General features: G+C 58.1%; 13 protein-coding genes. 5 read left to right on the top strand and 8 right to left on the bottom strand.

Annotated elements, in window-relative coordinates; all coding sequences use genetic code 11:
• Positions 1-77 precede the first annotated feature (77 nt).
• Complete coding sequence (locus KHO30_RS13420; protein ID WP_093640017.1) at positions 78-917, top strand: aldo/keto reductase; 840 nt, start codon at positions 78-80, stop codon at positions 915-917.
• 109 nt (positions 918-1,026) lie between these two features.
• On the opposite strand, the gene KHO30_RS13415 is transcribed toward KHO30_RS13420, so the two are convergent.
• The gene (locus tag KHO30_RS13415) at positions 1,027-1,380 is read right to left on the bottom strand and encodes a hypothetical protein (RefSeq protein WP_211701260.1); all 354 of its coding nucleotides are present in this window, start codon (positions 1,378-1,380) and stop codon (positions 1,027-1,029) included.
• Here KHO30_RS13415 and KHO30_RS13410 point away from each other — a divergent pair.
• Genes KHO30_RS13410 through KHO30_RS13395 form a run of 4 tightly spaced genes read left to right on the top strand, consistent with a single transcriptional unit; the run spans position 1,358 to position 5,022 of the window.
• Positions 1,358-2,281: an amidohydrolase family protein gene (locus tag KHO30_RS13410; RefSeq protein ID WP_211701259.1), complete on the top strand. Its 924-nt coding sequence runs from the start codon at positions 1,358-1,360 to the stop codon at positions 2,279-2,281. The genes KHO30_RS13415 and KHO30_RS13410 overlap by 23 nt on opposite strands.
• 33 nt (positions 2,282-2,314) lie before the next feature.
• A complete protein-coding gene (locus KHO30_RS13405; RefSeq protein ID WP_211701258.1) occupies positions 2,315-3,199 on the top strand; it encodes an intradiol ring-cleavage dioxygenase in 885 nt (294 codons plus the stop codon).
• A gap of 27 nt (positions 3,200-3,226) precedes the next feature.
• Positions 3,227-4,300, top strand: coding sequence for a maleylacetate reductase (locus KHO30_RS13400; RefSeq protein WP_211701257.1), 1,074 nt, complete (start codon positions 3,227-3,229; stop codon positions 4,298-4,300).
• 38 nt (positions 4,301-4,338) lie between these two features.
• Positions 4,339-5,022 carry a TetR/AcrR family transcriptional regulator gene (locus KHO30_RS13395; protein ID WP_093640028.1) on the top strand — a complete coding sequence of 228 codons (684 nt, stop codon included), beginning with the start codon at positions 4,339-4,341 and terminating at the stop codon, positions 5,020-5,022.
• A gap of 72 nt (positions 5,023-5,094) precedes the next feature.
• Here KHO30_RS13395 and KHO30_RS13390 read toward each other — a convergent pair whose 3' ends face one another.
• From KHO30_RS13390 to KHO30_RS13360, 7 genes are all read right to left on the bottom strand, one after another.
• Positions 5,095-6,042 (bottom strand): hydroxymethylglutaryl-CoA lyase, encoded by a 948-nt coding sequence (locus KHO30_RS13390; RefSeq protein WP_244864026.1) that lies wholly within the window; start codon positions 6,040-6,042, stop codon positions 5,095-5,097.
• A 59-nt stretch (positions 6,043-6,101) separates the two neighbouring features.
• Positions 6,102-7,856 carry an FAD-dependent oxidoreductase gene (locus KHO30_RS13385; RefSeq protein ID WP_211701256.1) on the bottom strand — a complete coding sequence of 585 codons (1,755 nt, stop codon included), beginning with the start codon at positions 7,854-7,856 and terminating at the stop codon, positions 6,102-6,104.
• Between the two features lie 119 nt (positions 7,857-7,975).
• Positions 7,976-9,712 (bottom strand): AMP-binding protein, encoded by a 1,737-nt coding sequence (locus tag KHO30_RS13380; RefSeq protein WP_211701814.1) that lies wholly within the window; start codon positions 9,710-9,712, stop codon positions 7,976-7,978.
• A 111-nt stretch (positions 9,713-9,823) separates the two neighbouring features.
• Entirely contained in the window at positions 9,824-10,612 is a 789-nt protein-coding gene (locus KHO30_RS13375) for an enoyl-CoA hydratase/isomerase family protein (protein WP_200652293.1), read from the bottom strand.
• Positions 10,613-10,676: 64 nt separating this feature from the next.
• Positions 10,677-12,416, bottom strand: a complete 1,740-nt coding sequence (locus KHO30_RS13370; protein ID WP_093640036.1) for a CocE/NonD family hydrolase — start codon at positions 12,414-12,416, stop codon at positions 10,677-10,679.
• A 258-nt stretch (positions 12,417-12,674) separates the two neighbouring features.
• Positions 12,675-14,078, bottom strand: coding sequence for an MFS transporter (locus KHO30_RS13365; RefSeq protein WP_211701255.1), 1,404 nt, complete (start codon positions 14,076-14,078; stop codon positions 12,675-12,677).
• A gap of 85 nt (positions 14,079-14,163) precedes the next feature.
• The gene (locus tag KHO30_RS13360) at positions 14,164-15,264 is read right to left on the bottom strand and encodes a porin (protein WP_200652295.1); all 1,101 of its coding nucleotides are present in this window, start codon (positions 15,262-15,264) and stop codon (positions 14,164-14,166) included.
• Positions 15,265-15,582 lie beyond the last annotated feature (318 nt).

Here is a 15,582-nt window from a genome sequence, read left to right as displayed (position 1 = left end):
TCCTTTCACGAGATCACACGCCGAGGGGCGGTTTTGTCCAAGACCGCCGCCTTTGCACCTAGTCTATGAGGAATAGCATGCAGAACGTCCATGCCGGTAACGCGGCGATTCCGGCCATAGGCTTCGGCACCTACGGGATGACTGGCGACGACATCTATCGAATGATTCCTGAAGCCCTTCGTGCCGGCTTCCGTCATATCGACACCGGGCAAATCTACCGTAACGAGGCAGAAATCGGCGACTGCGTCGCCGCATCCGGCATCCCAAGAAGCGACATATTTCTGACGACCAAGGTCTGGGTGAGCAACTACTCAGCAAGGCACTTCGATGCGTCCGTCAACGAAAGCCTACGCAAGCTCAAGACCGACTACATCGACCTGCTCCTGCTGCACTGGCCGGGAGGATCGGATGTGCCTCTCGCCGAACAGATCGGGGAGCTCAATGCGGTCGTGCGTGCCGGCAAGGTCCGGCACATTGGCGTCAGCAACTTCAACCGCGCACAGATGGCGGAAGCGATCCGGCTCTCAGCAGCGCCATTGGTCACGAATCAGTTCGAATACCATCCGTATCTGAACCAGTCCTTGCTTATCGAAAGCACGCGCGAGACCGGGCTTGCCGTGACAGGATATTGCGGCATGGCGGTTGGCCGAGTGTTCTCGGACCCAACGCTCAAGGAGATCGCCGCTCGTCATGACAAAACCATCGCCCAGATCGTCTTGCGGTGGCTTGTTCAACAGCGCGGCGTTGTGGCGCTTTCGAGAACCACGCGGATCGATCGATTGGCACAAAACCTGGCGGTGTTCGACTTCGAGTTAGATGACGCGGACATGGCCGCAATTCACGCATTGGCGACGGCAAACAGCCGGATTGTCGATCCGCCCGGTCTTGCCCCGCGGTGGGATAGCACAGCTGTCTGATCAGCCGGTCTTTGGCGTGATACCGGAAACGAAACAACGGCATCAATCAAGGTCGGCACGCAGCGGTGACTGTGCAGTGCACAGGTGGCGCCAGCGGAGCCGATCTTCTTCACGTCGCCCTCTTCATCATTTTGGCTTCCTGATCGACATTGGCCCAACGAAACCCGCAATGGGTTGATTCGCGGGTCGATAGTATGGCCGCAACCTTCACGCGTGCATCTCCTGAATTGCAACGCATCATTGCGCCTGATGAAACGTTGAAACCCCGTTCAGGCCGCACCGGCGCATGTGACATCACATCAATCCAACCGGAAACATGCTCGCGATTGCATTGCTCACTAAACTTTGCAAACGTAAAAAATAACGTATAAGATGAATCCAAGCCGAGGAGGGAATGCCCCCGCCCGATGCTAAACAATTCTTCATAGGAGACAACGGCCATGCCGAAGAGAAAAATTGACACGCACCAACATTTCCTGCCGAAGCTCTACGTGGACGCGGTTGGGCTGGACTTGCTGAATGCGGCGATGCCAGGCGGCGTGGCCCCAACCTGGTCCGTCGAGGCAGCCCTCGCGATGATGGATGAAAACGGAATCGACGAGGGCATCCTGTCCATCTCCTCCGGCCCCACGCTTCCGGATGCGGCCACACTGCTGAGAAAATGCAACGACCTCGCAGCGGAACTCAGAGCCCGGCATCCCGGACGGCTCGGCTCATTTGCAAGCTTGCCGCTGCCCGACGTTGACGCCGCTCTGAAGGAAGTCAGCTATTGCCTTGACGTGCTGAAGGTGGACGGTTTCATTGCCTTTACGAACTACAACGGGCTGTATCTGGGGGACGAGCATTTCACGCCGCTGTGGGAAGAACTGAACCGGCGCGGGACCGTGGTTTTCATTCACCCCAATCAGCCGCCTCACGAAATACCACCGGTCGCTCCGGCGTCCGTGCTCGAGTATCCTTTCGAAACGACACGTACAGCCACCAGCCTGATCATGTCAGGGGCGATGAGCCGCTTCAGGAACATCCGGTTTATTCTCTCGCATGCTGGCGGGACCCTGCCGTTTCTCGTCCCTCGCATCGCCCTCTCCATTTCCATGATGCCCGCCGTGGCCGAGCGCGTGGGCGACACGTTAGCGGCGGTCAGATCTTTCTACTTCGACACAGCGCTTTCCGCCGGCAACGCGCCTCTCAGTGCGCTGACGCAAGTGGCCGACCCCGATCACATTCTCTTCGGGACCGACTTCCCGTTCGCACCGACAAGCGCAATCCGGCAGTTCGGGAATGTGCTCGATAATATCCAGATCCCCGGCATCGAGTTGGACAAGGTCTACGGAGACAATGCTGCCCGGTTGCTTGGGCGCTAACGGGTTTGCCAACGCGGAGCTCAAGGAAAGACGATGCGTAATATCAACGAAGAGACCATCACCCTGGCGGTGCTTGCGGCAATGGCCGGCTGTAACAACGACAGGCTGCGCACGGTAATGACCAGCCTTGTCCAGCATTTGCATTCGTTCGCAAGAGACGTGAAGTTGAGCGAGAGTGAATGGGCATACGCCATCAACTTCCTCACCGAGGTCGGCCATATCACGGACGAAAAGCGCCAGGAGTTCGTCCTTCTATCTGACACGCTCGGTTTGTCGATGCTGGTTACGACGCAGAACAACCGCAAACCGGTCGAATGCACGGAAGCAACCGTTCTTGGCCCCTTCTTTGTTGCCGGCGCCCCCGAGTACAGGAACGGCGACGATATCTCGAACGGTGCGGCGGGTCTCCCCTGCTTTGTTGCCGGCCGCGTTCGGGGTCTTTCGGGAGAACCTGTAGCCGGGGCAGCGATCGAGGTCTGGCAATCCGATGAAGACGGGTACTACGACGTGCAGTACGGAGACTCGCAGGATTCGAACGTGGAGTTTCAAGCGCGTGGTCGTTTGCAGACGCTGCCAGACGGGCTCTTTCATTTCCGCTCGATTCTCGCCGAGGCCTATCCCATTCCGCACGACGGCCCGGTTGGCCGCATGCTCGATGCGCTCGGACGCCATCCGTGGCGCCCAGCCCACCTGCACTTCTGGATCACGGCGCCAGGGTACGAGCCGCTGATTACGCACGTGTTCAGGAACGGGGACAAGTATCTCGACTCGGACGCCGTATTCGGCGTGCGCTCAACGTTGATCGTCGACTGGGTCGAGCACTCGCCGGGCATCGCGCCGGACGGCACGGCGATGGACACCCCGTTTTATACGCTCGATTACGACTTCGTTCTCAACCCTGCGGCACGCGGGTCATGAACGGGCATATTCTCGCCGGAACCCGCCATGTCACCATCTGAATTCGTCTATAACGGGCGCGGCACGCGTGTCGTCTTCGGGTGCGGCTCACGCAGCCACATCGAACGCGAATTGCACACGCTGCAAGTAGGCCGCGCTCTGGTTCTGTGTAGTCACGAGCAACGCACATTGGGTGTATCGGTTGCCGATCAGTTGGGTGTGCTCGCAGCGGGTGTCTTTGATCGAGCTGCCATGCACGTACCGGTCGAACTGGTCACGGAGGTACGCACGGTTGCCACGTCGCTGGATGCCGACTGCCTCATCGCCGTGGGCGGCGGCTCCGCAATCGGCCTCGCGAAGGGCCTTGCTCTCGAGACAGGTCTGCCCATTCTCGCCGTGCCGACCACTTACGCCGGCAGTGAGATGACGCCCATTTTCGGGTTGACCGCATCGGGCCTGAAACGGACCGGCACCGATCTGCGCGTATTACCGAAGACGGTTGTCTACGATCCGGACCTGACCCTGACGCTGCCAGTCAGCATGTCCGTAACCAGCGGCATCAACGCAATCGCACACGCGGCAGAAGGTCTGTATTCACGCGATGCCAATCCGCTTACCAGCCTGATGGCCGAAGAAGGCATCGCAGCGCTCGCGCGCAGCTTACCCAAAATCGTCGCACAGCCGAACGACCCATCCGCACGCGCCGATGCGCTTTATGGCGCCTGGCTTTGCGGCGCCGTGCTCGGAAGCGTCGGCATGGCATTGCACCACAAGCTATGTCATACGCTCGGCGGCAGTTTCAATCTGCCGCATGCGCCCACCCATACAATCGTGCTGCCGCACGCCCTGGCGTACAACGCAGGCGCAGTGCCGGATGCGATGAAACGGATCGCACGGGCGCTCGGGCACGACAGCGCGGCGCAAGGTCTGTACGAACTCGCGCGCGCAAACGGTGCACCCGTTGCACTCAAGGAGATCGGCATGCGCGAAGAGCAACTCGACCAGGCCGCCGACATTGCCTGCAACAACGCCTACTGGAATCCCCGTCCGCTAGAACGCGAAGCAATTCGCGCTTTACTGCAGCGGGCATTCGACGGTAGCGCACCCATTGATGGCTTGTAGAACGAGTTTCCTTTCAACGTGTCGCAAGGTATTCGCACATGGCGTCACCTACCCTTCCTGAGGCAAGAGATATCCGGGCACGCCGCCCGGTTGAACTGAAGCGTACTGAACAGTTGCGCGCGCAGGAAACGCGTTCGGCCATCCTGAATGCGGCTCTTACGGAATTTTCATCGAAGGGTTTCGAGGCCGCGAGCATTCGTAGCATTGCAGACCGGATTGGGATGCAACATCCGCTCGTTACCTACCACTTTCGTTCCAAAGAGATTCTGTGGCAGGCGGTGGCCGAATATGTATTCGAACGGGTGCGGCAAGAGCGCGATGCAAGTCTGTCCGGTTTCGGTCCAGCTAGCGCAGTCGATCGGCTCAAGCTGGCATATAGGGCGCTATTTCGCTTCACGGTAGCGTTTCCCGAGTTCCACCGTTTCATACTTCAGGAATCGCTAGGTTCCAGCTCGCGGCTGCAATGGCTCGCCGATGCTTTTCTGAAACCGTTAATCGGCTGGTTGCTACCGCAAATCCGCGCCGCCCAGGAGGAACACGCGTTACCCAACGTCGAGCCGATTGTTTTCCACTACATGCTGATTAGTCTGACGTCCACCCTCTCGGGCTTCGGTCCGGAATTTTCGGCGACCAGTGATCTATCACCATCCGATCCGGCGCTGGCCGAAGAATATTGGCGCACCGTCGAGCAGCTCGTGTTCGGAGCATTTGCATCACGCTAGAGGGGCCGTATCCCGCAACGCGGTATTTGCCGACGCCCACTCAAACGGTCGATCTCCGCTGACACAACAACATCAGTTGAGTGCCTTGCGCGCTGTCAATGCCTTACCCGCGCGCGCACCATTCTCCCGGCCCATTTGCTGACTCACCCAATCGCCAATCGAAACGACGGCGTCCAGATCAATGCCTGTTTCGATGCCGAGGCCATCCAGAAGGTAGAGCAGATCTTCGGTCGCAACATTGCCAGTGGCGCCTTTAGCGTAGGGGCAACCACCCAGTCCGCCAACGGATGCATGGAACGTTGTCATTCCGACCTGAAGGGCGCCGAAGATATTTGCCAATGCCTGCCCATAGGTATCGTGAAAGTGGCCAGCGAGACTCGCCAACGGAAACTCCCTGGAAGCGGCCTCAACCACTCGCTGAACCTGGTGCGCCGTACCCACCCCAATGGTGTCGGCAATGTCGATCTCGTCACACCCCAGATCGCGAAAGCGCCTGACCATATCGACGACGGCATCGACACTCACCGCCCCCTGATACGGACATCCGAACGAGCATGAAATGCTGGCGCGCAATCGCAATCCCGTTTCTTTCGCCGCACGCGCAACCGGCGCAAATCGTTCGAGCGACTCGGCGACAGAACAATTGATGTTGCGAATGGAAAATGCTTCGCTCGCCGCACCGAAAATGACGACCTCGTCGACCTTACTCTCAATCGCGGCTTCGAGCCCTCTCATGTTGGGTGTCAGCGCGGCATACGAGACCCCCGCTGCGCGATCGATCCCAGCCAAAACTTCCGCACCGTCGGCCATTTGCGGAATCCATTTTGGCGAGACGAAGGACGCCGCTTCGATTCGTTGTACGCCGGCGCCAACGAGCCGATTGACCAGTTCAATCTTGGTGTCTGTTGGGATGAACGTGCTTTCCGCCTGCAGACCGTCTCTAGGCCCGACTTCGACAACGTGTACGCGCTTTGGAAGGCCGCTATTCATGCCCTCTCTCCAACGTTCCTGCTGATTCATTGAAAACTCCATTTCGTGGCGAGGGTCGCCTCTCCAGGCGAGACCCTCGTTTCCACTATTTACTTCGAGAGCACTTGCCCCAGTGCCCGGCGAAGTTCGACAACCGGATCACCAGGCAACGCAAGGCTACGCCAGGCAACATGATGGTCCGGGCGGGTCAATACGCAACCGCTGTCGCCGATCTCACGCACGCGAGCCCAGTCGCCCGTGTGGTCCGCATAGGCCTGACGCGGACCAATAACGTGTACGTCGATCTTCAACCCCAGCTCTTCACCGACCTTTGACGCAGCCTCAACCCACGCTTCGCCGCCAAGACCGGTGAACAGTACGAACCGCCCGTGTCCTGCGAGGTCAAGCGTAGAGTGCTGCCGTCCGCGGGAATCGAAAATCCAGGCATGCGGCAGACGCGCGCCGGGCCACGTCGTCGCCTGGTAATACAGCTCACGGTCACGCGTGAATTCCGGTTCGGCTTGCCCATCGGTCACCGCAGCGCTCGATTGGTAGCGTTGATTCATCTCCACGCCCTGGGCGTCCAGTTCATATCGCTTGAACGCCAATGCTTCCCGAATTTCGTCCCGCTGTTTTTCGGCGGCCGCCGTGGATCCGCTTCGAGCATGCATATTCGCTTGCAGGACTTCCCCGTCATTCGATTTGTCGATGCCAAGCGCGCTATAAAGCGGAGCAAATTCGGCAATCGACTGGTTCGCGCGGGTGACGACCTGCTTGGCAATCGGTGCACGCTCAACCGAATAGGTATCCAGAAGCGCTTCACCCGCCCGCCCCTTGATGACTTCCGCGAGCTTCCATGCGAGGTTGAACGCGTCCTGAATCGACGTGTTGGAGCCCAAGCCGCCGGATGGCGGGTGCCGGTGGGTCGCGTCGCCCATGCAGAACACTCGCCCCTCCTGCATGCGGGTCGCGTACATGTTATTCACTGTCCACGTATTCGCGCCCAACAGTTCGATCTCGAGATCCGGCTTGCCCACGAGTTGACGTGCGATCGTGGTGGCCTTTGCCTCGTCCACAACCGGCGTAGGCTCGTTGATGTCATAACCCCAAACGATCAACCACTCGTGCCAGGGTCGAACCATCCGGATCAGGCCCATCCCGATACCACCCACTTCCGCGCCCGGTTGCATGATTGGGTACAACACTGCCGGGCGGTGCGCGACGAATTCAGACAGGTCCGCACGGAACCAGATGTTCATCGATCCCCGCACCCCCATCTGCCCTTCGAAAGGCAGACCTGCATCTTTTGCGACCTTGGAGTTCCCGCCGTCTGCGCCGATCAGGTACTTCGATTTGACCGTGAACTCCTCGCCCGACAATCGGTCACGGCAGCGCGTGAGAACACCCTCGTCGGTTTGCGTATGACTCAGATATTCCGTGCTCATCCGCGCTTCAGTGCCTCGCGAGCAAGCCGTTTTAAAAAGCAGCGGCTCCATGAACGTCTGCGGCAAATCGTTCATCTTCGTCGGACTCGACAATTGGCGTTCCGCTCTTGAGAGCGGATGCAGTCCCCAACTGGGCACCCGGCCAATCTCCTCACCGGTCAGGCTTTCGCAGAAAACCGTTCCGCCCATCAGGTCCTGATCGGTCGCGTGCAGGTAAGCCTCCTGCTCCACCTGCTGGCCGAGGTCGCGCAGGACCTCCATGGTGCGCAGGTTCGTGATGTGCGCTCGAGGCGTGTTGGCCAGCCAACGATACTGGTTGACGACCATGTTGTTGATACCGTACGTCGAAAGCAGCGCGGCACTGGCAGAGCCGGCAGGCCCCGTTCCGACGATGAGTACGTCCGTGGTTATTTCATACATTCGACACCTCCAATTGTCATGCCTTCGCACCTCACCGTCTCCGTCTGTTTCGGATACCTAATTCAAGGTGAGTTAACGAGTCTCTGTTTTTACGATCCTGTCCGGTTTTCGCTAACCTGTCAGGCTGTCTTGTGCTCGGTCAGATTGAGATAGCGGATCATCTCCTCACGCATCGCGAACTTCTGTACTTTTCCCGTAACCGTCATGGGCAGTTCGCTCACGAAGCGAATATATTTAGGCACCTTATAGTGCGCGATCTGCCCGCGGCAAAAGTCTTTGATGTCCTCCTCAGACGAACCTTCGCCTTTTCGAAGCACGATCCAGGCACACAACTCCTCGCCGTTCTTCTCATCCGGCACGCCGAACACCTGCACATTCTGGATTTTTGGATGCCTGAAAAGGTATTCCTCGACTTCGCGGGGATAGATGTTCTCTCCTCCTCGAATCACCATGTCCTTCAGCCTTCCCACGATGTTGCAATATCCATCGGCGTCAATCGTGGCGAGATCGCCTGTATGCATCCATCCGTCAACGATGCTTTCGCGCGTCTTTGCTTCGTCTTCCCAGTATCCCTGCATCACCGAGTACCCTCGCGTGCAGAGTTCTCCCGTCTCGCCGACAGATACAGTCTTACCGTCGAAATCAACGATTTTCACTTCGAGATGCGGTTGAATCCGCCCGACCGTTGTCGTGCGCTTATCGAGCGGATCCGTGGTTCCGCTCTGAAACGACACAGGGCTGGTCTCCGTCATGCCATACGCAATGGTGACCTCTCGCATATTCATCTTTGTCACGACCTGATTCATTGTCTCGACCGGACAAGGCGATCCGGCCATGATGCCGGTGCGCAGACTGCTCAGATCAAACGATGCAAAGTCGGCGTGCCCCAGTTCAGCGATAAACATGGTCGGCACGCCGTGAAGTGCGGTACAACGCTCTTCCGAGACGGCTGCGAGGGTCGCGCCGGCGTCGAATCCTTCCCCCGGGAAGACCATCTGAGCGCCAACCGACACGCACGCCAGTACGCCAAGCACCATGCCGAAACAGTGGTACAACGGCACAGGAATACAAAGCGAGTCGGCTTCAGACAGCTTCATCGCCATGCCGACAAAGCGTGCGTTGTTGACAATGTTTCGATGCGTCAGCGTTGCACCCTTGGGGCTGCCGGTGGTGCCGCTCGTAAACTGGATATTGATCGGGTCCTGGCAAGAAAGTGTTTGCTCGACGGCTTCGATTACCTCACGCCCTTCGTCCCGAAGCATCCCCTCTCCACGCTGCAGGACCGTGTGAAACGACATGACACCGGATACGCGCCAGTCACCCACGGAGATCACCGTGCGAAGGTCCGGCAGACGTTCGACCTTCAACTCGTCCGGCTGCTGCGACGCGAGCTCAGGCGCAATGTCGAGCAACATCGAAATGTAGTTCGATGTTTTGAAGCTTTCGGCGGTGACGAGCGCCTTGCATTTCACTTTCCGCAGCGCGTACTCGAGTTCCGACACACGATAGGCGGGATTGATGTTGACCAGCACAGCACCGATGCGCGCTGTCGCGAACTGCGTGAGTAACCATTCGAACCGGTTGGGAGACCAGATGCCGACGCGATCCCCTTTTCCTATGCCCAACGACAGAAGCCCAGCGGCAAGCTGATCGACGTGATCATCAAATTCGCTCCACGTCCACCGTACACCTTGCTCCCGGAATACCACAGCTTGCTGATCAGGAAATCTGCGCGCGGTTTCCCTCAGAAACTGGCCGACTGTAGACTCGCTCAACGGAACGTCCGTCGAACCCCGTACGTAGGCAACGCCACCGGCAGGCGCTTCGAGCGTAAGGGAACCGGGTAAAGTGTGCATGAAGCCCTCCTCCATCGTTACTGCGCGTTTCCGCCAAAAATTCCGCTGAACGGCGTTATGTAGCGATTGCAATGTCGCCGGCGCATCTGAAAGGCCGACATCGAAAACGCGTTATTTCCCGTGAAAAACCATTTCACCCGGTTCTTCGTCGCGATCGAACGCCTCGGCTGTGTTCGCGAAACCTCGCGCGGCGTCCTCCGTGTTGTACAGGTCCATGCACACATCCAGCATGGCGGCATCGGCGCCGGGGATACCGCCGCTTGACCACACCTTGAGCAAGGTGCGCGTCGCCGCGTACGACAGCGTCGGACCGTCGGAGAGCTGCGCAACCAGCTCGGCAGCAACACCTTCGAGCGCATCGGGTTCGGCCACGTGCGTTGCAATCCCGAGGTCCCGGGCCACGCTGCCGGGAATCCCTTCACCCAGCATCGCGAAACGGGACGCGTTGCTACGCCCCACTCGCTCGGCCAGCCGCTGCAGCGCTCCCGCAATGGGGAGCATTGCCGTCGTGACCTCGACGCACCGGAACACGGCGTCGGTCGACGCCACAATAAAGTCGCAGTTCAACGCGAGTTCAAAGCCGCCGCCGAAAGCCAGACCCTGCACCACCGCCACCGTCGGGACGCGCAGCGCTTCGATGGCGCGATACGAAGTGTTGACCTCTGCGACGAAGGTGCGAAACCAGTTCAGGTCCTTTCCTGGCCATTCGCGCACTTCGCCACCGAGACTGAAATTCGGCCCTTCCGCACGGACGACCAGTACCCGGATGTCGCTTTCGCTAGCTTCGTGAACCGCCTGCCGGAGACACTCTGCAAACCGTGCATCGAGACGGTTGTACGGCGGATTCGCCAGAACGATATTCCCGACCTTCCCGTCGCGCTCAAAACGTATGCTTTTCATCGCCTAACCTCACTATTCAGTCAGATTCACGAAGCGTCCGTGACGCTCGAGAATGTTTCGCAATTCAGGAGTTTTCTTGATTCAACGGAATGATTGGAAGAAGCAGATGTGAAGGACGATCCGCGTCACGGTAAATCTTGTGAGTAACCGTGTTGCTGCTGGTGACGTGATACGGAATGTATTCAACGTCGGTCATCGCGCCCGTTCCTGTCGGTGCATCCATGCTGCAGATCTCGATACAGATGCGATGGCCGGCCTTGAACTGGTTTGCCGTTGCGAGCACCTGGATTTCATACTTGACGATCTCGCCCGGCGTGACCGGCGCGATCGACTCTTTCGTCAACTTGTGGAACGGCTCCGCAGGCGTGGATCGGGCAGGATCCGTTGCGCGGTATGACGCTTTCAGCCAGCCACGGGTGAGTTCGCGCTCAGGCAGTGTGTCGGGAACCGACCGTTCGCCGACACGTGCAGTAACCACCGATACGTCCGGGCCCACGTCCTTGAGTACGACAATCCAGTTCGTGTCGGTCTGGTCGATCTCAGCGTAGAGCGTCAGTGAAATGGGACCCGCCACCAGTACGTCCTGCGCAAGCGGCTCAGTCATGTAACGCAGGCGCTCAACTTTGGAGGTCTTCTTGAGCGGCATTTGCGTGAAGACATCGGGTTCCCGATGCGCGTCACCAACTTCCGCCGCAGGACGAGGGACGTCTGTGGATAGCTGCTCCCAGCCTGACAGGTAGTACTTCGCCCATTGCGTCTCAGGTAAAGGCCAGTCACTCCCCGTGCGCCATTCGTTGGCGCCCATCACCCAGTAACGAACCGGCGCTTCGTTCATGATGCCGGTATCGATACCCTTCAACCAGTAGTCGTACCAGCGAATAACTTCGTCGTGGTACTGATGGAATGGCCGCTCCAGATGCGCCGGGCCTGTAAAGATCAGCTTGCGCGGCTGTTTGACGTTGCTGAAGTAATGCTGCGCGCCAAGCCAGTGCAATTTGTACGTGTAAGCGTAGGCGCCAGAGCCGGTATAGAACGGCACCTTGATCGACTTGAAAATCTCCTCGGCTCGCTCGACCGTCCCTTCCGGCTCCCAGGGGTTCGTCATGATGTGATACATCACCCCTGTGCGCTGCCCCTTCTGCGTCAGGATGTTGTACAGGTTGATGTACATCTTGTAGTCGGGATTGCGCATGGCTGCGCGCCAGAGTTCCTCTTGTGCTTCAGGCAACGTACCCGGCACGCCGCGCGGCTCATGGACCGTGCTGAAAACGTCAAGCAGGTACGGAAACGTGTGAATAACGCCACCGGGATTGAAGTCCCGGAACCCGAACATCCCGCCGTATGCGCTACAGGCGTCGTACGGAAAGATTGCCTTGAGCGCGGGGTGGCCCTGCGCCGCCGCACGCCATTGTTCGCCGGCAAAACCCGAGATCCCTACCATGCCGACCTTGCCGTCGGACCACGGTTGCTGCGTGATCCATTCGATCATGTCGTAGTGGTCGGTATTCTCCTCGCCGTAGTGGCCTTCCGACTTGGCGGAGCCGCGCGGTTGCGCAATGACGTGCACATAACCATTGGCGATGAAACGGCGAGTGTCCCCGGCTTCTATCGGCCCGAACCAGAGCGGCGCATGCGCGGGCTGTGGGGGCAAGACGTCCGCAATATCCGGACCCTGAAGATCCTTGTTGTGCAGCGCCGAAGCGTACAGCACGGGATACTTGCCATCCGCATCCGGTCGATAGACGTCTACCGCAAGACGGGTTCCGTCCCGCATCGTTACGACGATGTCGCGTTCTTCAATCATGTCTCCTCCTTCGTTGGCCTGTTCGGCGTCAACAGACGGCCGTCTCAAAGCCGAAAATTTGCTTTACCCACCGACATGCGCATTTGCGTTCACTCATCAAGAGCCGCACGACCAGGCAGATTCCGTAATTCACTATACTTCACGTTCGTAAAGTATGCAAGACGAACGACGTGCCAAAAAATAAAAGTTTGAATCCCAAATGAATTGCGAGCCTGGAGCGACTACCTACCCATAAGCTCGGGTGCTAATGCCATACGGTCACTGCGTGGTGCTGTTCGGCAACGGTGGATCATCCGTCGATCCCGCACCGACGTCCGCCACGTGCTCGGTCAGCAATCGCCGTTGTGCAGAGAGCACTCGGGCCATGACGGTCATGCATACGCAAGCCATCAGAAGCGGTATCGACAACAACGCACATGTGAGCAGGTACGGAAAACCCGATATGACGATCAGGCCAATCAACGACGAACCGACAATAGACCCCAGCCGTCCAATCGCAACGTTCCAGCCACCGCCGGACGCACGCAGCGCAGTTGGATAGAAGATGCCTGGAATGGTGTTGACACAGATAAGCGGTCCGCCAACGGCTATACCGGACAGGAAGACCACGCCCGCGTGCCACTGAGTGGTTTCGGAGATGCCCAACGCGATGACAAGCAGCGAGCCCGCGCCGAATGCCACGGAAACGACTGACGCCACGTTAAAGCGACGAACAAGGATGGCGAAAAGAACCGCGCCGCCAAGCGCACCGAACTGGAACATTGACGATACTTGCGAGGCGTCGTGCATCGATAGCCCCGCTTGTTTGAGGTGGGTCGGCATCCAGCTTCCAATCAGAAAGAACACCAGATAACCCGCAAACTCCGCAAGCCACGTCAACACGGTACCGAGCCGGTATTTCGCGCTCAGGAGTGCCCTGCTTCCGCTTATCGATTCACGCGTTTCGGCGATGAATAGGTGCATTCCGGTGCAGTCTAAAGACGGAAACACTTTGGCAAGAATTCGCTGCGCCTCGTCATTGGACCTTCGACTGGCCACGACGTAGAGCGGCGACTCGGGCACCTGCCACGCAAACAAGGCAACGACCCCAAGCGGCAAAAGACCACTCAGTACCAGCATGCCTCGCCACCCCAATGTCCCGATAGCGAGAGACGTCACCAAACCAGCGGCTGCCGCACCGAAAAGAAATCCACAGTAAGTCGATGCAAGCATCGCTGAGCGTGAACGGTCCGGGCTATATTCAGCGACGATCGCCGACGTAGCGGGCATCGCCGCTCCGATGCCGAGGCCGGTTATGAAGCGCAAGGCAATGAGCTGAAATATCGACTGTGCTTCGCTCGACATCACACCCGCGATTCCAAACCATGCGATTGCCACGATGCTCACGGTTCGACGGCCGACACGGTCGGCCAGCGTTCCTCCAACGATCGATCCAATCAATAAGCCGGTGAGTCCGAAAGCCACCAGCGGTGAAAGAGCAGCGCTCGATAGATGCCAATGCTGACTTATCGCAGGCGCGATAAAACTGATCACAATGGTGTCGAAACCTTCGATCGCTGTTGCCGCGAAGCAGATGAGGAACACGGTCCACTGCTTACGCCCCATCGGCATATCGTTGAAAATCTCGCGCACGTCCCGCTGGGCATAGCCTGTGCTATTCATCGCATTGTCCTTGATGATCGATCACCTGATTCCGGTGTCAATCTGGGTTCACCTGCTTCTCGACACCACCGACATCACACGTTCGTTAAAACCTGTGACGAATCCCGACTCGCAACAAGCCCTGAGTTTGCCCACTCGACGGTGATGGAATCAACGTGATCTGCGCCTGAGTCGCCGAACCCGCCGCTTTCAGCAGTTCGGCCGCAAAGTAAACGTCCGTCCGCTTCGAGAGGAAATAGTTGGTGTAGAGATCAATTGCCCGATAGATGGGCGTCGAGGAAGTTGCATCCACTTTGCCGTGCGTGTAGATGTACGCCGCACCCGCGAACAGAAACGGTGTAATGAAGTAGCCGACGCTGGCCTCGTAGTTGTCGAAGCGCACGTTACTGGCAAGAAAACCTTTCTTGAATTGCGTCGACGTGTACTGGAAAGCAATGGAAGCGCTGCCGAGCTTGTACGATGCACCTACCCCTGCGATGGATTCGCTTTCCGCGCTCTGAACGTACCGGGAATAAATGATGTTTCGCGGTGCGATGCTATCGAATGCGGCCGCATACGGATTCTTGATGATCGTATAGGCAGCTGCAACATACAGCGGGAAGCTGATTCCGTTGTAACTCAGTCCCACCGACGTCACGCTATTCGTTGAGAATTGTCCGGGCTGCCCACCAAAGCTATAGAGCGCACCCAATGTGAAGCCTGCAATTTTCGGGCTGGCGTACTTGACCGAATTGTTGATGCGTATGCTTCCGCCAACGTTGTCGACGTCGCCGGCGTGAGCGAAGTAGACCGCCCAGTTCAAACCGGCCGCGATGGGAGAGAGCATTTCGGCTACTTCTTCGTATTGACGTCCAACCGTGAACGTTCCATACGGGCTTGAGATTCCAACGTACGCCTGACGGCCGAACAGACGTCCATTGTTCGACAGGTTTCCGCTCGAAACGTCAAAGCCGTTTTCTAACGTGAAGACCGCTTTGTAACCGCCACCCAGGTCTTCGGCGCCACGCAGCCCCCATCTGGACAGTGATCCACCTCCGCTCTGAACCAACCAGGCTGAATGTCCGTTCTGATTGCTCGTGTAAGTCAGACCTTCATCCAGCAGACCATACAGTGTCACTGAACTTTGCGCATACACCACCGCGGGCGTGGCACAACACAGCGCCGCGGCCAAGGACAATCTCTTCATCTCCAGTCTCCTATGTCGTTTTTAACGCACCGCTAACTGGCACATCAGGGCTACTGGAAAGAAGGATATGTCTAAATTTTCCGTTCGTATAGTTTAATTTGGATAGGAGTATCCCCAGGTATGTTCACCTGACGAATGAAGGGAACGGGTCCCTGAATTCGCGCGGAGGTGTGAATGGGATTGAACGAGGCAGTCGATCAGATCGGCAATCGACGGGAACGCCGCGCAGTAGCGACTTTACGAAGACGCCAACCGGCAAAGGAGATGGAGATGTGTGGACCGTGCGAAATAACAGCGTCTCAGTTCAGGACTTTTTGG

The sequence above is a fragment of the Paraburkholderia aspalathi genome (genome assembly GCF_905220735.1).
Classification (GTDB): domain Bacteria; phylum Pseudomonadota; class Gammaproteobacteria; order Burkholderiales; family Burkholderiaceae; genus Paraburkholderia; species Paraburkholderia aspalathi.
The sequence above is the reverse complement of the archived record's forward strand: the minus strand, read 5'-3'. Positions and strand labels throughout refer to the sequence as shown.